The sequence below is a fragment of the Zoogloea sp. genome, from assembly GCF_028693495.1.
Taxonomy (GTDB): domain Bacteria; phylum Pseudomonadota; class Gammaproteobacteria; order Burkholderiales; family Rhodocyclaceae; genus Zoogloea.
On the sequence record NZ_JAQUVG010000001.1, the window covers coordinates 48,183 to 66,579 of the forward strand.

Genomic DNA, 18,397 nt, shown 5'->3' on the forward strand with positions numbered 1-18,397 from the left:
GAGAACAGCATGCCTATAAAAAAAATGGCAGGAGTCGTCACGGCCCTGCTGATGGCAAGTATCACCCCGGCAGGGTCCGCCCTTGCCTTTGAAAATCCCATCCACTCACCGGCGATCCAGACCCGTCTGGGTGCCACCAGTGCCCTGCTGGGCGCTGCCACTGCAGGTTCGCGGCTGGTCGCCGTAGGCCTGCGCGGCCTGATCATCTACTCCGACGATGCGGGTGCCAGCTGGAAGCAGGCTGCCGTGCCCACTCAGGTGGACCTGGTCGCAGTCAGTTTCCCGTCCGACAAGAAGGGCTGGGCGGTGGGGCACGGTGGCGTGGTGCTCAACACGACGGATGGTGGTGCTACCTGGGCCCGTCAGCTCGACGGTGTCCAGGCCGCCGAACTGGCCATCAAGCACTACCAGGCCTCCAGCCACCCGAATGCAGCCGTCCTCGTGGAGCGTGAGCAGAGCCTCAAGGCCGGCGGGGGAACCCAGCCCTTCCTGGATGTGTATTTCGAGAGCGAGAGCACGGGATACGTGGTGGGAACCTTCAACCGGCTGTTCCGCACCGAGGACGGTGGCAAGACCTGGACCCCGTGGATGGAGCGTACCGAGAACCCGGGCGAGCTCCACTTCTACAGCATCCGCGGGCGGGACGGCAGCCTCTACCTGACGGGCGAGCAGGGGGCGGTCTGGCGCTACGACGCTGCCCAGCAACGTTTCGTGCTGGCGGCGACACCCTATAACGGCACCCTCTTCGGGCTGGTCGTTCCGGATGCAAACACCGTCATTGCCTTTGGCATGCGTGGCAGCCTCTATCGCAGCGGTGATCAGGGGCGGACCTGGGAAAAGGCCTCCCTGGGCACGCCGTCCGGAATCACCGGCGGCAGCGTGCTGCCTGGTGGTGAAGTGCTGCTGATCACCCAGGCCGGTGCCGTAACCCTCAGCCGGGACGGCGGCAAAAGCTTCCAGCCCATCAAGACCAGTCGTCCGATGGCGTACTTCGGTGTTGCCCCCACGAAGGACAAGCGGATCGTCCTCGTCGGTGCCGAAGGTGTGCGCCTCGAGTCCATCCAGTGAGCCGGCGTGAGTTGCCTCTCCTGACCAACAGAGTGTGAGTGCCATGGACCTTAGTCAGAACAACCAGCAGATGGCGGTGATCTCGGATCCCAAGGATTTCGATGAACGCTCCGGCAGCCTGCTTGAACGTCTCATTTTCAACAACCGCTTGCTGCTGGTGATCGGTTGTCTTTTCATCACCATCTTCTTCGCTTTCCAGATGCGCGAGATGACCGTGAATGCCAGCTTCGACAAGATGCTGCCCCACGGACATCCCTACATCACCAACTACCTGGAGAACCGGGAGCAGCTCCGCGGTCTGGGCGATTCGGTCCGGGTCGTCGTCGAGAACCCGAAGGGCGACATCTTCAACGCCGACTACCTGGAGACCCTCGCCAAGATCAATGACGAGATCTTCCTGCTGAAGGGCGTCGACCGGGCCTGGATGAAATCCATCTTCACCCCGGTGGTGCGTTGGGTCGAAGTGACCGAGGAGGGCTTCACCGGTGGCCCGGTGCTGCCCAACGACTACGACGGCTCGGCCAAGTCCATCGAGGATCTGCGCATCAACATCGGTCGCGCGGGTGTGGTGGGCAGCCTGGTGGGCAACAACTACCAGTCGAGCATGATCCAGATTCCCCTGCTGGCCGCCGACGGGGATGGCAAGCCGATCAACTACGATGACCTGTCCCGCTCCCTGGAGGAGATCCGCGCCAAGTACGCCAGCGGCCCGGATGCCAAGGTCAACATTTATGTGATTGGTTTTGCCAAGCTGGCCGGTGACCTGATTGACGGTCTCGAGAAGGTCATGGCCTTCTTCCTGGTTGCCGCAGTCATCGCAACGATCATCATCTACTTTTTCACCCGCTGCATGCGCAGCACCCTGCTGGTGCTGTTCTGCTCGCTGGTGGCGGTGATCTGGCAGCTGGGCCTGGTGGTCACCTTTGGGTACGGCATGGACCCGTTCTCGATCCTGGTGCCCTTCCTGGTCTTCGCCATCGGCATCAGCCACGGCGCCCAGAAGATGAACGGCATCATGCAGGACGTGGGCCGTGGCACCCACAAGCTGGTGGCCGCCCGCTATACCTTCCGTCGCCTGTTCCTGGCCGGTCTGACCGCCCTGCTGGCCGATGCGGTCGGTTTTGCGGTGCTGATGGTCATCGACATCCCGGTGATTCGCGAGCTGGCCCTTACTGCCAGCCTGGGTGTGGCGGTGCTGATTTCCACCAACCTGATCCTGCTGCCGGTGCTGCTGTCCTACGTGGGGGTGTCGCCCTCCGCGGCGAAGCGCAGCCTCAAGGAAGAGACGGAGGAGATCAAGGGCCGCGGGATGGGCAAGCTGTGGGCCTGCCTGGACCACTTCACCGAGCGTCGCTGGGCCACCATCGCCATCGTCGCCAGCACCATCATGGGCGTTGCCGGCTTCATCGTCGCCCAGGATCTGAAGATCGGTGACCTGGATGCGGGCGCCCCCGAGCTGCGGCCGGATTCCCGCTACAACCAGGACAACGCCTTCATCACCGCCAACTACGGCATCTCCAGTGATGTGTTCGCGGTGATGGTGAAGACCCCGGCAGACAGCTGCCGCTCCTTTGAGACCCTCACCGAGACCGACCGCCTGAGCTGGCACCTGGCCCAGGTGCCTGGCGTGCAGCGGACCGTGTCCCTGGGTGATACCGTGCGCAACTACACCGCCGGCGGCTTTGAGGGCAACCCGAAGTGGATCACCGTCAGTGACAACCAGGGTCTGATCGACGCTCAGATCGGCAATGCGATGAGCTGGAACTCCGAGTTCCTGAACACCCAGTGCTCCCTGATCCCGGTGCTGGCCTTCCTGTCCGACCACAAGGCCGAGACCCTCGACCGGGTGGTGGCGGCCGCCAGCGAGTTCGCCGAGAAGAACAGCACCGACGATCGCCAGTTCCTGCTCGCCGCCGGCAGCGCCGGGGTGGATGCAGCCACCAACATCGTGGTGCGTGAAGCCAACCGGACCATGCTGCTCTACGTGTATGCCTCGGTCATCGTGCTGTGTGCGATCACCTTCCGCAGCTGGCGTGCCGTCGTCGTGGCCGTGCTGCCCCTGGTGCTCACCTCGGTGCTGGCCGAAGCGCTGATGGTCTGGCTGGGCATTGGCGTCAAGGTGGCGACCCTGCCGGTGGTGGCGCTGGGTGTCGGCATCGGTGTCGATTACGCCCTCTATCTGCTCAGCGTGCAGCTGGCCCAGCAGCGCATGGGCTACTCCCTGGGCGAGGCTTACCAGCGCTCGGTGGCTTTCACCGGCAAGGTGGTGGCCCTGGTGGGTGTGACCCTGGCTGCCGGCGTGATCACCTGGGCCTGGTCACCGATCAAGTTCCAGGCTGACATGGGCATCCTGCTGACCTTCATGTTCCTGTGGAACATGCTTGGCGCCCTGATCCTGATCCCGGCCCTGTCCCACTTCCTGCTGCAGGGTGAGACGGCCAAGGACCATACCCTTACCCCGGCGGAAAAGGCCCTGTTGCCGGAAGAGGCTCTGCAGGACTGAAACGAGCGTTGCGCACGGACGCCGGGGTGAGCTGCGGTCCCCATTTTCCCGGCGTCCGCTTTTTATAAAAAAAAGGACTGATTGTTTTGCTTTCGGGCCTCCCGGCCCGCGGCGAGGCAAGCCAAAGGAGGCTGATAGATGGAACGTGTCAAAGGAAAGGTTGCGCTGGTTACCGGCGGCGCGTCCGGACTGGGGCAGGCGGATGTGCTGGCCCTGGCCCGGGAAGGCGCCCGGGTGGTGGTCACCGATCTCAATGCAGAGGCCGGTCAGGCCCTGGCCCGGGAAGTCGATGGCGTCTTCATCCGCCACGACGTCCGCAGCGAGGACGACTGGCACAAGGCCGTCGGGCTGGCTGTGAGCCGGTTTGGCCGCCTCGACGTGCTGGTGAATAACGCCGGCATCGTCGTTCCTGCCGACATCGAGTCGGCCACCCTGGAGGAGTACCGCCTGCTCGGCGCCATCCACGGGGAGGGAACTTTTCTGGGCTGCAAGTACGGCATCCAGGCCATGAAGGCCAATCCGGGCGGCCCCAGCGGTTCGATCATCAACATCTCTTCCCTGTCTGCCGTACGCGGCTTTCCCGGCGTGATCACCTACGCCGCTGCCAAGGGCGCCGTGCTGGCCATGACGACCACCATCGCTGCCCACATGCGCGAGAAGGGCTACGGGATGCGTTGCAACGCGATCCTGCCCGGGATGATCAACACCCCCCTGCTCAAGGCCGTGGGCGCAGACACCCTCCCCGGACTCGGGCAGCCGGAGGATGTGGCCAACACCGTTCTTTTCCTCGCATCGGACGAGTCGCGCCACATGAGCGGCGCCCACATCGTCCTCGACAACGCGTCATCCATCATCGGCGGAGGAGCCTGACATGGCAGCCAGCAAAAAACTCGAAGGCAAGGTGGCAATCGTTCTCGGTGCCGCCGGCAAGGACAACATGGGGCAGGTCATCGCCCGCCGTTTCACGGAAGAGGGTGCCCGGGTCGTGGTCGCCGGCCGCAAGCTCGACGAACTGGACCGCTTTGCGAAGAGCATCGGCGGGGCCGCTTTCCAGTGCGACATCACCCGCAAGGATCAGGTGAATGCCCTGTTCGCCTTTGCGCGGGACTGGGGCGGCCATGTGGACATTGCGGTCAATGCCACTGGCTGGGGGCTGTTGAAGGGCTTCACCGAAACCACCCTGGAAGAGCTGGATCAGATTACCGACCTGCAGTTCAAGGGTCCGTTCTACTTCTGTCAGGCGGCCGTGGAAACCCTGGCCAAGGGCGGTTCGATCATCCAGATCAGCTCGGCCACCGCCACCATCATGCTCAATGACCATGCCGCCTACATGGGCACCAAGGCGGGCACCGATCACGTGATCCGTTGTGTCGCCCATGAATTCGGTGAGCGCGGCATCCGCGCCAACTCGATCTCCCCGGGCCTCACCGAAACCCCGATGACGGCCGGCGCCAAGGACGTGCCGGGCCTGTTCGACAGCTTCCTGTCCGGTTATCCCCTGGGGCGCATCGGCACCAAGGACGACATCGCCGCCGCCGCCGTGTGGCTGGCCAGCGACGAATGTTTCATGACCGGGGAAAACCTGCAGATCAATGGCGGCCTCACCCTGCGCCGCAACCCGACCCGCGAAGAGATCCAGGCAGCCATCGTGGCGGCCTCCGCCAGCAACGCCTAAGGAGCACGACCATGAGCCAACACGCCCTGATTTCCCGCCTCGGTACCCTGATGCAGCTGGCCTTCGTGCCCGCCGATGTGGAGGCAACCCTGCGCTACTGGACCGAGACCATGGGAGTCGGTCCGTTCTTCAAGCTGTCCAATATCGTCGTCGATGCGGCCAAGTACAAGGGTGAGCCGGCCAGCATCGATTTCTCGGTGTACATCGCCTATTGGGGCGACATGCAGATCGAGATCATCGAGCAGCACAACGATGCCCCGTCCATCTACAAGAGCTGGCGTGCCGAGGGCCGCGAGGGCCTGCATCACGTCTGCATCGTGGTGGACAACATGGCCGAGGCCCGTGCCGTATGTGCCGAAGCGGGTGCCACGGTGATGCAGGAGGTGTGGCTGCCGGGGGGCGGCGAAGCCATCTATGTGGATGCGGGTGGTGGTTCGGGCAGCCTGATCGAAATGATCTGCTTCCCGAAGGAAAACTACGCCTTCTTCGATCTGATGCGCGATGCTGCCCGTCAGTGGGACGGCAGTGATCCCATTCGTCCGGTGGGTTGAGGAGGGGCCATGAGCGACAAGGCAACCCTCCCCAAGGCCGGCCGCATCGACTGCGTGCTGGTGGCCTCCGGCAAGTATCACGACATCGACTTTGCCCGTCTGGAGCTGCTCAAGCTGCTGGCCGAGGACGAGCGGATCCGGGTGCGGGTGTTTGAGGACTATTCCAACCTGGAAGCCCTCCGCACTGCGGACTTCCTCGTCACCTACACCTGCGACGTGGTGCCCAGCCTGGAGGAGCAGGAAGCCCTGCGCGCCTGGGTAGCCGGAGGAGGGCGCTGGTATGCCCTGCATGGCACGGCCTCGATCCTGCGCTTTCTGGACAACGGGCTGGTGGATTCGCCAGCCCTGGCACCCCACTTCATGGAAACCCTGGGCAGCCAGTTCATTGCCCACCCTCCCATCGGCCCCTACCGGGTCGAGGTGGCGAATCCGAAACACCCGCTGGTGGAAGGAATCGAGCCCTTCGAGGTCGTGGATGAACTCTATCTGTCCGACATCCACGCCCAGCTCGAAGTGCTGCTGGACACGGAGTTCGAAGGGGAAGGCACGGGCTTTGCCCGCAGCACCTGGCGCCGGGCCCGCCATCCGGTGCTTTACCTGCGGCCGATCGGCCAGGGTTCAGTGCTTTATCTGACCCTCGGTCACTGCCGTGGCCACTACGACATGCAGCCCCTGGTGGACTACTGGCCCGAGAAACAGACCTGCGCCTGGGATCTGCCCGTGTTTTACGAACTGCTGCGCCGGGGCATTGCCTGGGGCAAGGCTCGCAGCGCTGCGTAAGCGGCTGGACATGAAGGAATCCGTCCCTGCGGAACAGTCATCTCGCTCCGTTCGGCGGTTCCCGCAGGAATGCACCACCCCACTCACACACAAGGAAGAGACAAAATGGAACTCGGACTCAAAGGCAAGAAGGTCATCATCAACGGCGGCAGCCGCGGTATCGGCAAGGCTGCCCTGGAAATCTACGCGGCAGAAGGCTGTGACATTGCCTTCTTCTCCCGTGACAAGGCCCGTGTCGAGCAGACCGTGGCCGAGCTGCAGAAGCATGGCGTCAAGGTCTTCGGCGACGCTTTCGACATGAACGACGCCGCCGCCTACGAGGCCTGGCTCACCAGCGCTGCCGAGCGTCTGGGCGGCTGCGACATCTTCATTCACAACGCCAGCTCCTCCGGTGCGCAGGGTACGACCGACTGGGACATGACCTTCCGCCTCGACATGATGGGCGCCGTTACCGGCTGCCAGACCCTGGAGCCCTTCCTGGAGAAGTCCGGCACCGGTTCGGTGATCCTGATGTCCAGCACTGCGGCGGTGGAAACCTTCATCTATCCCCAGGCCTTCAATGCCATCAAGGCGGCCATCATCACCTATGGCAAGCAGCTCTCCCAGCTGTGGGCGGCGAAGCAGATCCGCGTGAACATGGTGTGTCCCGGCCCCATCGCCTATCCCGGCGGCAACTGGTCGATGATCAAGGAGGCCATGCCCGAGCTTTACGACAAGACCCTCGCCGACATGCCCCTCGGCCGCTTTGGCGCTCCGGAAGACGTGGCTCGCTCCATGGTCTTCCTGTCCAGCCCGGCTGCCTCCTACATCACCGGCACCAACCTGGTGATCGATGGCGGCTATACCAAGCGCGTCCAGTTCTGAACAGGGATCGCCGGTCATGAAGCTGTACACCTCCATCGGGCCCAACCCGCGCCTCGTGAAGATGTTCGCCGCCGAGAAGGGTATCCCCCTCGAGCTGGTCAACGTGGACATCATCGCCGGCGAGAACCGTCAGCCGGCCTGGCAGGCCATCAACCCCACCGGCACCACGCCGGTACTGGAAACGGACGACGGGCTGCGCATTGCCGAGACGGTGGCGATCTGCGAGTACCTGGAAGAACGTTTCGCGGCCTCGCCGCTGATCGGCGCCACGCCGGAGGCCCGGGCCATCACCCGGATGTGGTGGCGACGGGTGGACCTGCTGGTGGTGCAGCCGATGACCGCGGGTTTTCGGGGGGCCGAAGGACTGCCCCTGTTTCAGGATCGGGTACGCTGCCTGCCCCAGGCCGCCGACGACCTCAAGCAGACGGCCCGGGACGGGCTGGCCTGGCTGGAGGCGCAGTTGGGTGATCGGCCCTACCTCACTGGCGAGGCCCTGAGCGTGGCCGACCTCCTGCTATTCTGCTTCGTGGAGTTTGGCGCTCAGGTGGGGCAAGGGCTCGATCCTGCCGGGTTCCGTCTGGCTGCCTGGCGGGAGAGAATCGCATCCCGGCCGTCTGCCCACCTGCCCTGGCTGGGTTGAACCGGCCCTTCGACAACGACAAGGAAACACCATGCACCAGATTACCGTACACCACGATTTCGATGCCCCGGCCGAGCAGCTGTGGGACATCCTCGCCGACTTTGCCCACATCGAGCGCTGGTGGCCGCAGGACATTCCTGCTGTGCAGATCGAGCGGGTGGAGCTGGAAGGGGAGGGCATCGGCCTGATCCGCCACATCTATAACAAGGGTTTTGCCGCGCCGGTCAGCGAGCGCCTGGATTTTCAGGATCCCGCCAGCAAGACCTACAAGCTGTCGATTGTCGGCCAGCGCCCGGCCGGTCTCGCTTCCTACCAGGCCACCGGTCATATCGAGGCGCTGCCCGATGGGCGCAGCCGCCTCAATTACCGGGGTGAATTCACCACCGAATCCGGTCAGCCGGATGAGGCGGAAGCCTTCCTGAGAATGGCCTACGGGCTGATGTTCCAGGGGCTGAGCGCATCAGTGACCCGTTGATCTGACAACCCTGGGGGTCGGATTCATCCGGGCCCGCAACCATGTTTGGGCGGGCGTGACCCTGCCGAGGATGAATTCATGACCATGAAGGCTGTGCGTTTTACCGTTCCGGGGGCTCCGCCCGTCGTTGAGGAAGTCGCCATTCCCGAGCCCGGTCCAGGGCAGGTGCTGGTCCGCATCGGTGGGGCCGGCGTATGCCACTCGGACCTCCATGTGCTGGATCACGGGGCAATGCATTTCCAGGGTCCGTTCACCCTCGGCCACGAAAATGCCGGATGGGTGGCCCGGCTGGGGGCCGGGGTGACCGGCCTCAAGGAGGGCGATCCGGTGGCGGTCTTCGGGTTCTGGGGCTGTGGCCATTGTCATGCCTGCCTGCAGTCCATGGAAGCGTATTGTGAGAACTGGGAGAGCCTGCCCAATAACGGTGGTGGTATCGGTACCGATGGCGGCATGGCCGAATACATGCTGGTGCCGTCCCCGCGCCTGCTGATTCCCCTGGGTTCCCTCGCCCCACGGGAAGCCGCTCCCCTGACCGATGCCGCCTTGACACCCTACCACGCCATCAAGCGGGGCCTGCACCTCCTCACGCCGGATGCGACCGCGGTGGTGATCGGAGTGGGTGGCCTGGGGCACATGGCGGTACAACTGCTGCGGGTACTCTGCGGCGCCCGCATCGTGGCGGTGGATGTGGACGACCGCAAACTCGAGCATGCCCGCCAGCTGGGGGCGGACCTGGTGGTCAACTCCCGCAATGCGCCTGAGGCCATCGAAACCATCACCGGATTTACCGGACGGCGCAAGGCCGCCCTGGTGCTGGATTTCGTCGGCATTCAGCCGACCCTTGATCTGGCGGTGCATCTGGTCGGGCGCAACAGCCAGCTGACGGTGGTCGGCGTCGGCGGCGGTACCATTCCCCTGACCCAGTGGACCCTGCCCTTCGGCTGTTCGGTGTGCACGCCCCTGTGGGGCTCCCGGGCCGAACTGATGGAGGTGATTGCCCTGGCCCAAAGCGGGCGGATCCATGTGGATGCCAGCTATTTCAGCATTGAGCAGGGCCCCCAGGTGCTGCAGGATCTGCGTGAAGGGAAGGTGGTCGGGCGGGGTGTGCTGGTCCCGGACCTGGTTTGAGACGTTTTACCGGACGAATAAAGGAATAATGATGTTGAGCAAACTTCTCATCCCCCTGCTGCTTTCTGCACTGCTGCTCTCGCCTGCGGCCCATGCCGGCCGCGATGACGACGCCAGGGCCCTGCTTGCCAAGGCCGTGACCCATTACAAGGACAAGAAGGATCTGGCCCTGGCCGCCTTCAGCCGCCAGGGGGAGTTCATCAAAGGCGAGCTGTATGTGTACGCCCTCGACAGCAAGGGGGTCGTGCTGGCCAGTGGCGGCTCCTCGTCCACCCTGATTGATCGTAACGTGATCGATTTCAAGGATGCCGATGGGAAAGCCTTCTTCCGGGAAATGCTCGAAACAGCCCAGGCGAAGGGGGCGGGCTCGGTGGAATACCGCTGGCTGAACCGCAAGGACGGCAAGATCGAGCGCAAGGTGGCCTTCTTCGAGAAGGTGGGGGACCGGGTGCTGGCGGTGGGGTACTACCTGCCCCATGGTTCGCCGGCCCAGGCGAGCGCCCTGGCCGACAAGGCTGCTGCCGCCGTGAAGGAAGATCCGTCCAAGGCCTTCGCCGCCTTCAACGACCTCAACGGCCGCTTCGTCGAGGATGATCTGTATGTATTTGCGATTGGCCTGGACGATGGCCGCTTCCGGGCCCACGGTGGCCTGCCGCGTCTGGTCGGCACCGGGGCTCTGACCCTCAAGGACGCGGACGGCAAGGAGTTCATCCGGGACATGCTGGCCCGGGTCAAGGACAAGGAACAGGGCGAGATCGAGTATGCCTGGCGCAATACGGTGACTGGCAAGGTGTTCAAGAAGCACACCTACCTGCGCCGGGTGGGCAATGTGGTGGTGGGTGTGGGTTATTACCAGTGAGTCTGGCGCTCCCGTTGCTGGGGTGTTACTGGACCCTCGCCGGCAATTATGTATTCGGCGAGGCTGACCACAGCCCCTGGGATTTCCGCCTGCGGGCCGAGGCGGCCGCCCGGGCGGGTTATACCGGGATCGGCATCAAGCAGGCGGACCTGCGCCGGACCCTGGCCAGCCATGGCATCCAGGGCCTGCGGGCGATCCTGGCGGGTAACGGCCTGTGCCACCTGGAGCTGGAGGCACTTTTCGATTGGTGTGCCGACGGGGAGGCCCGCCAGCGCTCTGACATGGACCGGCACCTGCTGCTGGCCACCGCCGCCGAGCTGGGTGCTCACCGGATCAAGGCGGCGGGGGATTTTGGCGGGGCGGACTGGTCTGTCGAGCGGATGCACGACGCCTTCCAGGTGCTTGCCCGGCAGGCGCGGGAGGTGGGGACCACGGTGACTCTGGAGCCGATTCCCTTTTCCAACATTCCCGATCTGGAAACCGCCCTGGCCATTCTGGGCACCAGTGCCGGCCAGGGGGGCGGCTTGATGCTCGACAGCTGGCATGTGACCCGGGGGCAGATGGACTTTGCCCGGATTGCCGCGCTGCCTCCCGGAACAATCGGTGGGGCGGAGTTGGATGACGGAACCCTCGAGACGGTCGGTTCGCCCATTGCAGACACCCTGGATCGCCGGCGGTTGTGTGGTGAGGGGGAGTTCGACCTGGCCGGCTTCATCGCGGCCGTGCGGGCCAGCGGTTACCAGGGGCCGTGGGGGGTGGAGATCATCTCCGTCGAACAGCGTGCCCGGCCCTTGCAGGAGGCTGCCGATGCGAGCTGGCGCGGTGCGGGGGCATGCCTGCGGAGCTGCTCCGGCTAGCGTGCGGCGAGGACTGGGAAAAGCGGCTCTCATCCCGCTGAAAAATATTGGCAAGCAAATTGTTCATTGGTAATATAAAAACGAACAAGGCTGTTTTATTTATTTTGCGGTGCAAGGCCAAGCAGGCGTCAGTGTCCCGCCCGGGGCAGATCCTCAACTTCAGTGGAGCCGGGGTAAAACCCCGGTCCCTTCCGGTCTGGGAGTACGTCGGATGTATCAGCAAGCCCTTTTCCTGTCCGTCCTGCGGTCTGCTGGCCGGATTTCCTCCTGATTCTTTCTGCGAGTCTGCGTTCTGCCATATGCGCCCTGCAGGGGTGGATCCGTGTGGCTGCAGCGCCAAAAACCCCCGCTGATCCGATGGGATCGATTTGCCCTGGAAGGGAGAAAGGATGACAAACCAACTTAAATAAAAATAGGTTTGATTGTTTTGTTTCGGGGCTTCAGAGAGTGCCGATCCACACATCAGGAGGAGAAAATAGTGAACAAGAACAAGGGCAAGCACCCCATCAACACACGCGGTACCTGGCGCCTGCTGGCGGGCGCAGCCTTGGTGCTGGCGGCCTTTCCAGCCAGTGCCTTCGAAATAGAGACTGGCAATCCGGACGTCAAGATCCGCTGGGACAACACCCTCAAGTACAACGCCGGCTGGCGTGCCGAGGGGCGCGACGACAAGCTCGGCGACGCCTGGATTGGCCAGGCCACCAACCATGGCTGGGATACCGGGGATCTGGTCACCAACCGTTTTGACCTGCTCTCCGAATTCGACTTCGTTTACAAGGAAAAACACGGCTTCCGCATCTCGGCAGCCGCCTGGAACGATTTCGCCTATACCGACCGGGTCACGCCCAATCCCAAGCTCGGGGGCACCACGGCCTATCCGAACAACCGCTTCACCAAGCACGTGGAGCGCTGGTACAAGGGTTCGGGCGAACTGCTGGACGCCTTCGTCTTCACTCGGCTGGACATCGGTGCGATGCCGGTGAACGTCCGGGTCGGGCGCCACAACGTGTACTGGGGCGAGTCCCTGTTCACCTTTGCCAATAGCATTGCCTACGGGCAGGGGCCCCTCGACTTGCGCAAGGCCACCTCCACCCCGGGGGTTGAGGCCAAGGAGCTGTTCCTGCCCCAGAACCAGGTTTCCCTGGGTGCCAAGCTCAACGATCAGATCAGCGTGGCGGCCAACTACTACATGGAGTGGGATCCCCACCGCTTTCCTGAAGGGGGTACCTACCTGGGCGGTTCAGACCTGAGCTACCTGGGCGGCACCAACGCCCAGGGCTACCCGGTGCTGGGTGACCTGTCCTCCGGCCCCTACCGCAAGCCGGGTAATACCGGCAGCTGGGGCGTGATGACCAAGATCCGTTCGGAGCTGGTCGGCGGGGATGTGGGTCTCTACTACCGCAATTTCGATGACCGTTACCCGACGATGATCAACGGGGGTAATTTCAGCTATCTGCAGAACGCCTATGCCAAAGACGTGAAGCTCTACGGCGTCAGTCTCTCCAAGCTGGTGGGATCGGTGTCCGTGGGTGCTGAGCTGTCCCGCCGGGAAGGTACCGCCCTGGCCACCAAGGGCTCGGCCGACCAGCTGGCCACCGGCAACACCTGGCACGCGCTGGTCAATGCGATCGCTTACATCGGCAAGACGCCCCTGTTCCATTCGGCACCCCTGTCGGTGGAGCTCAACTACGTGCGCCTGGATGGCGTGGACCGTCAGTCCAGACCCTACGTCAATCACGAGGACTATGGCTGCACCACCGGGAAGAAGACTGGCTGTGCCACCGACGATGCCTTCGGCCTGAACGTGGCCTTCACGCCGACCTGGTTCCAGGTCGTGCCGGGGATCGACGTGACCATGCCCATCAACTACGGTCGGGGCCTCAAGGGCAACACCGTGACCCCCATGGGGCCCGGTGAGAACGCCGGTTCCTGGAGCGTGGGTGTGGGTCTCGACGTATTCGCCAAGTACCTGGTCAACCTCTCCTACAACGATTACTTCGGCGGTTACGGGGTAACCAACGGTGTATGGAACGGGACCGCCAACGGCAGTGGCGTCTATCGCGACCGTGGCTGGGTGTCCCTGACCCTCAAGGCCACCTTCTGATTCCGGAGTCCGCTCCGAAACGATCCGACGAAGAAAAGGTTATCTCCATGAACATGCAAGTCAAAACCCTGACCCTGATGATTGCCGTGGGTCTGTCTGGCCTTGCCTCCGCGGCGGCCACCCCCGAAGAGATCAAGCAGCTCGGCACTACCCTGACCCCCTGGGGGGCGATCAAGGCAGGCAATGCCGATGGCAGCATCCCGGCCTACACCGGTGGCATCGAGCCCCCGGCCAGCTACGACCCCAAGAAGCCCCAGTTCCGCCCGGATCCCTTTGCCAGCGAGAAGCCCCTGTTCTCCATCACGGCCGCCAACATGGCCAAATACGAGGACAAGCTGAGTGCCGGCCAGAAGGAGATGCTCAAGAAGTACTCCACCTACCGGATTGACGTTTATCCCAGCCACCGGACGGCCAAGTATCCCAAGTACGTCATCGACAACACCCTGAAGAATGCGGCTTCCTGCCAGCTGGCCCCCAGCCTGCTGCAACTGGCCGGCACCTGCTTCGGGGGGGTGCCCTTCCCGATTCCCAAGAACGGTTCCGAGGTGATGTGGAACCGGACGATGAAGTACGACCAGTACGCCTACCAGTCCCCGGGGCAGACCTCCACCCTGGTGGACCGCAGCGGCCGGCGCATCGAGACCGGCGCGTTCGCCTACTGGCAGACCTTCCCGACCTATGAGCCGGGCCGGACCAAACCGATTGCCGCCGACGAGATGCTGGAGTACGGCCGGGTGGACTGGACCGGGCCGACCCGCAAGGCTGGCGAGAAGCTGGTCCTGCACGACTCCGTCGACATGCAGAACGTCGGCCGCCGTTCCTGGAGCTATCTGCCGGGTCAGCGCCGGGTCAAGCTGTCCCCGGACGTGGCCTATGACACCCCCAGCCCGGCCGGTGGCGGCATCGGCACCGTGGATGACACCCAGGTCTTCTACGGCGCCCAGGACCGCTACAACTACAAGCTGGTCGGCAAGAAGGAGATGTTCATTCCCTACAACACCTTCAAGCTCCACGACGAAAAGCAGTGCTCGGCCGACAAGGTGTTCACCCCCAACCACCTCAACCCGGACTGCGTCCGTTGGGAGCTGCACCGGGTGTGGGTGGTGGAAGCCACCCTCAAGGAAGGCAAGCGCCACATCTACCCGCGCCGCACCTTCTACTGGGATGAGGACATCCCTGCCGTGGGCATGGCCGACAACTATGACGATGCCGGCAAGGTGTATCGGGTCACCCAGGGGCATTACTACCCCTTCTATGAAACCACGGGCCACAACACCCATGAGTTCGTGGTCCATGACCTGAACAGCGGTGGCTATGTGCGCCAGGCCTACACGGTGGCTGGCGCCGGCATGATGACGGTGACCAAGCCGTCCGATGCCAAACCGGCGGGTTTCTATGATTCTGCCGCGCTGAGCCAGGAAGGCGTGCGCTAAGACGGTCAGGGGCCGGACGGCAAGCGCCGTTGCGGCCCCGATCTTTTCACGGAAAGGAATGTTCCATGACGAGTACTACCGTCGACCTGGCGCGCCTCCAGGCCGAGGTGGCTGATCTGGCCGCCCGGCGTGACATCCATGCGGCCCTCAACCACTACATGCGTGGCCAGGACCGCCTGCTGCCGGACACCCAGCGCCTGGCTTTTCATCCGGATGCCTGGGTGGATTGTGGCCTCTTTGCCGGGCCCGCCGCCGACTTCATCGATTTCGCCCAGGGCTTTCTGGCCGCCTGCGATGCCAGCCAGCACCTGATCGGGCAGGTCAGCCTCCACATCGAGGGTTCGCGGGCCACCGGGGAAGTCTATTTCCTGGCCCAGCACCGGATTACCGAGAACGGCGAAAAAAAGGACCTCTTCGTGGCAGGCCGCTACCAGGACGAGTACGAGGACCGGGGTGAGGGCTGGAAGATCGCGCGGCGCAAGGAGATCGTGGACTGGGCCCGCACCGACCCGGCCGCCGACAGTTTCCTGAAGGAGCAGACCGCCCTGCACCTGGCCGCCCGGGGCGAGCGGGGCTGAGCAGTCGGGTGCTGCATTGCAATATAAAAAATACAAACAAATCTGTTTGTAATGCGGTAGTCTTCACTTCGTACCGCGACAAGAGATGAATGGGCTGGCCTGGTCAGACCCGTCACATGAAGCACCAAGGAGGAAGGACATGAATCATCCCGCCGAGCACATCGCTCCCGGCGCAGCCCGCTGCCCCGGCCCGAGCACTGCGGAGATCATCCGTGCCGATGGCGATCAGCCACCGGCCCATCTGACGGTTCCCAGTTACGAATTCATCGGTGACCGGGACATTCCCTTTGCCCGCTACACCTCCCGCCAGTTTCATGAGCTGGAAAAAGAGCGGCTGTGGACCCGGGTCTGGCAATGGGCGTGCCGGGAAGACGACATTCCCGGGCCGGGCGATTACTTCGTTTACGAAATCACCGACAAGTCGGTGCTCATCGTCCGCACCGAGAGCGGTGCCATAAAGGCCTACCCCAACGCCTGCCTGCACCGGGGCACCCAGCTCAAGCCCGCCGGCTCGGCCGGTCGTTCGAAGAACCTGCGCTGTCCCTTCCACGGCTTCACCTGGAGCCTCGAGGGCGCCCTGGAGGACGTGCCCTGCCGCTGGGATTTCCCCCATGTTCAGGATGAAACCTTCCGTCTGCCCGAGCTGAAGGTGGACACCTGGGGTGGTTTCGTCTTCATCAACTTCGACCAGGATGCCCCGCCGCTCGCCGAACATCTGGGTGTGCTGCCCGAGCATTTTGCCAAATGGGACCTGGCGGCCAAGTTCACCGCCCGCCACGTGCGCAAGCTGCTGCCGGCCAACTGGAAGGCCTGCCTGGAAGCATTCCTGGAGTCCTACCACGTGCTTGAGACCCATCCTCAAGGTGTGCTCACCGTGGGGGATGCCAACAGCCAGTACGACATCTACGGGGATAACTTGTCCCGCTTCGTTCATCTGGTGGGCTATCCCAGCCCCCACCTCAAGGAGAGCTTCAGCCAGCAGCAGATCCTCGATGCCCTGCTGGGCGAGGGAGTGGTGGAAGGCGTCGCTGAAGGGGCCGACAAGCTGCGGGTGCCGGAGGGTCAGACTGCCCGGCAGGTGTTCGCCACACACCTCCAGGGGATGTTCGGCCAGGCCTACGGCAGGGATTTCTCCCATCTGAGCATCTCCGAGACCATCGACGCCATCGAATACTGCCTGTTTCCGAACACCTGCCTGTTCCCGTCCCTGTTGTTCCCCATGGTCTATCGCTTCCGTCCCAATGGGGATGATCCGGACTCCTGCATCTTCGACCTGCTGTTCCTGCAGCCGGTGCCGGACTCGGGCGTTCGTCCCGATCCGGCGGAGGTCATCGAGCTCGGTTTCGAGCAGTCCTTCCACGAGGTGCCGGGCTTCGATCCGGGCTTGGCCACCATCTACGACCAGGACACCGGCAACCTGATCGGCCAGCAGCGGGGCTTCAAGTCCAGCACCAAGCCGGGCCAGACCCTCGGCAATTACCAGGAAGTGCGGATCCGCCAGCTTCACCAGACCCTCGACAAATACCTGAATGCCCCCATCCGGCAGGGAGAACGTGCATGAGCAAACTGCAAGACAAGGTTGCGCTGGTGACCGGTGCCGCCTCGGGCATCGGCGCCGGCATCGCCCGCCGCTTCATCGCCGACGGTGCGAAGGTGCTGCTGACCGACATCAATGACACCGCCGGCGCTGCCCTGGCCGACGAACTCGGCCCGAACGCGGCCTACCTGAGCCTCGATGTCCGCGAGGAGGCTGCCTGGCAGCAGGCCGTCGCCCACGTGGAGCAGCGCTGGGGCCGGCTCGACATCCTGGTGAACAATGCCGGCATCTCCTTCCCGGCCCACATCGAGGCGGCGACTCTGGAGGACTGGCGCAATCACATGCGGGTCCATGGGGAAGGCACCTTCCTGGGCTGCAAGTACGGCGTTGGCAGCATGAAGACGACCGGCGGCGGCGCGATCATCAACATCTCCTCGGTGGAGAGCATCCGCCCAGGCCCCTTGTTCACCGCTTACGGTGCGGCCAAGGCAGCCCAGGACGCGGTCACCAAGACAGTGGCCCTGTATTGTGGCGAACAGCATTACAACATCCGCTGCAACTCGGTGCACCCGGCGGCCACCCGCACCCCCAACCTGCAGCAGTATCTCGATGCCTCCGACGATCCAGCCCGCCTGGAGGCGATCTACGCCGGCATGCAGCCCCTCGACCGGATCGCCGAGGTGAGCGAGATCGCCGCGGCGGTGGCCTTCCTGGCCAGTGACGAGGCCAGTTTCATGACCGGTCACCAGATGTACGTGGATGGCGGCGTGCTGGCGAAGCCCTATCCGGCGGGGGAAGGCGCATGAGCATGGACCTCGCCCAACTGGAACAGGCTTTCGCCGAGATGCAGGCCAAGCAGGACCTGCATGAGCTCAACGTGCGCTACGCCAACGGTGTGGACCGGCGTGACCGGGCCCTGCTGGAGACCCTGTGGTGGCCGGATTCGGTGATCGACTTCGGCCTCTTCGTGGGCAGCGGTGAACAGTTTGCCGAGATCATCAGTGCGCCTAACCCAGCCGTGGAGATCACCTACCACTTCGCCTCCAACGAGCTTTTCGAGGTGGACGGTGACCGGGCCACCGGCCGCAGCTACGTCCTCGGCATGAGCGTGGTGCTCGCCGAGGATGGCAGCAAGAGCGACCAACTGGTCGGTGGCCGTTACCTGGACAAGTACGAGCGGCGGGGCGGCGTCTGGAAATTCACCCATCGCCTCTTCGTGGTGGACTGGATGAACAGCCAGCCCGACAACGCCGTCTGGGATGCGGGCATCGGAGCGGCGGCCCAGCGCGGTCGTGCCGGCCTCGATGACGTGTCTTATACCTTCTTCAAATCCTGATGCGGCAGG

18 protein-coding genes are annotated in these 18,397 nt (G+C 63.8%); all 18 read left to right on the plus strand.

Annotated features, from left to right (window positions below; translation table 11 throughout):
• The first annotated feature begins 9 nt into the window (after nt 1-9).
• The 18 genes from PHD22_RS00165 to PHD22_RS00250 all read left to right on the plus strand — a co-directional run bounded on the left by PHD22_RS00165 (nt 10) and on the right by PHD22_RS00250 (nt 18,388).
• Nucleotides 10-1,068: a YCF48-related protein gene (locus PHD22_RS00165; protein WP_299860486.1), complete on the plus strand. Its 1,059-nt coding sequence runs from the start codon at nt 10-12 to the stop codon at nt 1,066-1,068.
• Nucleotides 1,069-1,111: 43 nt separating this feature from the next.
• A complete protein-coding gene (locus PHD22_RS00170; RefSeq protein WP_299860489.1) occupies nt 1,112-3,571 on the plus strand; it encodes an MMPL family transporter in 2,460 nt (819 codons plus the stop codon).
• Between the two features lie 138 nt (nt 3,572-3,709).
• Nucleotides 3,710-4,441, plus strand: a complete 732-nt coding sequence (locus PHD22_RS00175) for an SDR family oxidoreductase (protein WP_299860492.1) — start codon at nt 3,710-3,712, stop codon at nt 4,439-4,441.
• Between the two features lies 1 nt (nt 4,442).
• Entirely contained in the window at nt 4,443-5,246 is an 804-nt protein-coding gene (locus PHD22_RS00180; protein WP_299860495.1) for an SDR family oxidoreductase, read from the plus strand.
• 11 nt (nt 5,247-5,257) lie between these two features.
• On the plus strand, nt 5,258-5,797 hold the full coding sequence (locus PHD22_RS00185) for a VOC family protein (protein ID WP_299860498.1): 540 nt from the start codon (nt 5,258-5,260) through the stop codon (nt 5,795-5,797).
• A gap of 9 nt (nt 5,798-5,806) precedes the next feature.
• Nucleotides 5,807-6,577, plus strand: a complete 771-nt coding sequence (locus PHD22_RS00190; protein ID WP_299860500.1) for a ThuA domain-containing protein — start codon at nt 5,807-5,809, stop codon at nt 6,575-6,577.
• A 105-nt stretch (nt 6,578-6,682) separates the two neighbouring features.
• Nucleotides 6,683-7,441, plus strand: a complete 759-nt coding sequence (locus PHD22_RS00195) for an SDR family oxidoreductase (RefSeq protein ID WP_299860503.1) — start codon at nt 6,683-6,685, stop codon at nt 7,439-7,441.
• 16 nt (nt 7,442-7,457) lie between these two features.
• Nucleotides 7,458-8,081 (plus strand): glutathione S-transferase family protein, encoded by a 624-nt coding sequence (locus tag PHD22_RS00200; protein WP_299860506.1) that lies wholly within the window; start codon nt 7,458-7,460, stop codon nt 8,079-8,081.
• Nucleotides 8,082-8,112: 31 nt separating this feature from the next.
• The gene (locus tag PHD22_RS00205; protein ID WP_299860509.1) at nt 8,113-8,556 is read left to right on the plus strand and encodes an SRPBCC family protein; all 444 of its coding nucleotides are present in this window, start codon (nt 8,113-8,115) and stop codon (nt 8,554-8,556) included.
• Nucleotides 8,557-8,634: 78 nt separating this feature from the next.
• Nucleotides 8,635-9,684, plus strand: coding sequence for an NAD(P)-dependent alcohol dehydrogenase (locus PHD22_RS00210; protein WP_299860511.1), 1,050 nt, complete (start codon nt 8,635-8,637; stop codon nt 9,682-9,684).
• A 31-nt stretch (nt 9,685-9,715) separates the two neighbouring features.
• Complete coding sequence (locus PHD22_RS00215; RefSeq protein ID WP_299860514.1) at nt 9,716-10,543, plus strand: cache domain-containing protein; 828 nt, start codon at nt 9,716-9,718, stop codon at nt 10,541-10,543.
• Nucleotides 10,540-11,400, plus strand: coding sequence for a TIM barrel protein (locus tag PHD22_RS00220; protein WP_299860517.1), 861 nt, complete (start codon nt 10,540-10,542; stop codon nt 11,398-11,400). The genes PHD22_RS00215 and PHD22_RS00220 overlap by 4 nt, the downstream gene beginning before the upstream one ends.
• Nucleotides 11,401-11,878: 478 nt before the next feature.
• Nucleotides 11,879-13,504, plus strand: coding sequence for a DUF1302 family protein (locus PHD22_RS00225; protein WP_299860519.1), 1,626 nt, complete (start codon nt 11,879-11,881; stop codon nt 13,502-13,504).
• A 47-nt stretch (nt 13,505-13,551) separates the two neighbouring features.
• Nucleotides 13,552-14,937 carry a DUF1329 domain-containing protein gene (locus tag PHD22_RS00230; RefSeq protein WP_299860522.1) on the plus strand — a complete coding sequence of 462 codons (1,386 nt, stop codon included), beginning with the start codon at nt 13,552-13,554 and terminating at the stop codon, nt 14,935-14,937.
• 65 nt (nt 14,938-15,002) lie between these two features.
• Entirely contained in the window at nt 15,003-15,515 is a 513-nt protein-coding gene (locus PHD22_RS00235) for a nuclear transport factor 2 family protein (protein WP_299860525.1), read from the plus strand.
• A gap of 139 nt (nt 15,516-15,654) precedes the next feature.
• Complete coding sequence (locus PHD22_RS00240) at nt 15,655-17,076, plus strand: aromatic ring-hydroxylating dioxygenase subunit alpha (RefSeq protein ID WP_299860527.1); 1,422 nt, start codon at nt 15,655-15,657, stop codon at nt 17,074-17,076.
• Entirely contained in the window at nt 17,073-17,858 is a 786-nt protein-coding gene (locus tag PHD22_RS00245; RefSeq protein ID WP_299860531.1) for a glucose 1-dehydrogenase, read from the plus strand. Before PHD22_RS00240 ends, PHD22_RS00245 begins: the two co-directional genes overlap by 4 nt.
• A complete protein-coding gene (locus PHD22_RS00250) occupies nt 17,855-18,388 on the plus strand; it encodes a nuclear transport factor 2 family protein (protein ID WP_299860534.1) in 534 nt (177 codons plus the stop codon). Before PHD22_RS00245 ends, PHD22_RS00250 begins: the two co-directional genes overlap by 4 nt.
• Nucleotides 18,389-18,397: the final 9 nt, after the last annotated feature.

Excerpts from the sequence above, each read along its gene's own strand:
- PHD22_RS00165 (WP_299860486.1), top strand. The coding sequence starts at position 10 with ATGCCTATAAAAAAAATGGCAGGAGTCGTCACGGCCCTGCTGATGGCA.
- PHD22_RS00170 (WP_299860489.1), top strand. The coding sequence starts at position 1,112 with ATGGACCTTAGTCAGAACAACCAGCAGATGGCGGTGATCTCGGATCCC.
- PHD22_RS00175 (WP_299860492.1), top strand. The coding sequence starts at position 3,710 with ATGGAACGTGTCAAAGGAAAGGTTGCGCTGGTTACCGGCGGCGCGTCC.
- PHD22_RS00180 (WP_299860495.1), top strand. The coding sequence starts at position 4,443 with ATGGCAGCCAGCAAAAAACTCGAAGGCAAGGTGGCAATCGTTCTCGGT.
- PHD22_RS00185 (WP_299860498.1), top strand. The coding sequence starts at position 5,258 with ATGAGCCAACACGCCCTGATTTCCCGCCTCGGTACCCTGATGCAGCTG.
- PHD22_RS00190 (WP_299860500.1), top strand. The coding sequence starts at position 5,807 with ATGAGCGACAAGGCAACCCTCCCCAAGGCCGGCCGCATCGACTGCGTG.
- PHD22_RS00195 (WP_299860503.1), top strand. The coding sequence starts at position 6,683 with ATGGAACTCGGACTCAAAGGCAAGAAGGTCATCATCAACGGCGGCAGC.
- PHD22_RS00200 (WP_299860506.1), top strand. The coding sequence starts at position 7,458 with ATGAAGCTGTACACCTCCATCGGGCCCAACCCGCGCCTCGTGAAGATG.
- PHD22_RS00205 (WP_299860509.1), top strand. The coding sequence starts at position 8,113 with ATGCACCAGATTACCGTACACCACGATTTCGATGCCCCGGCCGAGCAG.
- PHD22_RS00210 (WP_299860511.1), top strand. The coding sequence starts at position 8,635 with ATGACCATGAAGGCTGTGCGTTTTACCGTTCCGGGGGCTCCGCCCGTC.
- PHD22_RS00215 (WP_299860514.1), top strand. The coding sequence starts at position 9,716 with ATGTTGAGCAAACTTCTCATCCCCCTGCTGCTTTCTGCACTGCTGCTC.
- PHD22_RS00230 (WP_299860522.1), top strand. The coding sequence starts at position 13,552 with ATGAACATGCAAGTCAAAACCCTGACCCTGATGATTGCCGTGGGTCTG.
- PHD22_RS00235 (WP_299860525.1), top strand. The coding sequence starts at position 15,003 with ATGACGAGTACTACCGTCGACCTGGCGCGCCTCCAGGCCGAGGTGGCT.
- PHD22_RS00240 (WP_299860527.1), top strand. The coding sequence starts at position 15,655 with ATGAATCATCCCGCCGAGCACATCGCTCCCGGCGCAGCCCGCTGCCCC.
- PHD22_RS00245 (WP_299860531.1), top strand. The coding sequence starts at position 17,073 with ATGAGCAAACTGCAAGACAAGGTTGCGCTGGTGACCGGTGCCGCCTCG.
- PHD22_RS00250 (WP_299860534.1), top strand. The coding sequence starts at position 17,855 with ATGAGCATGGACCTCGCCCAACTGGAACAGGCTTTCGCCGAGATGCAG.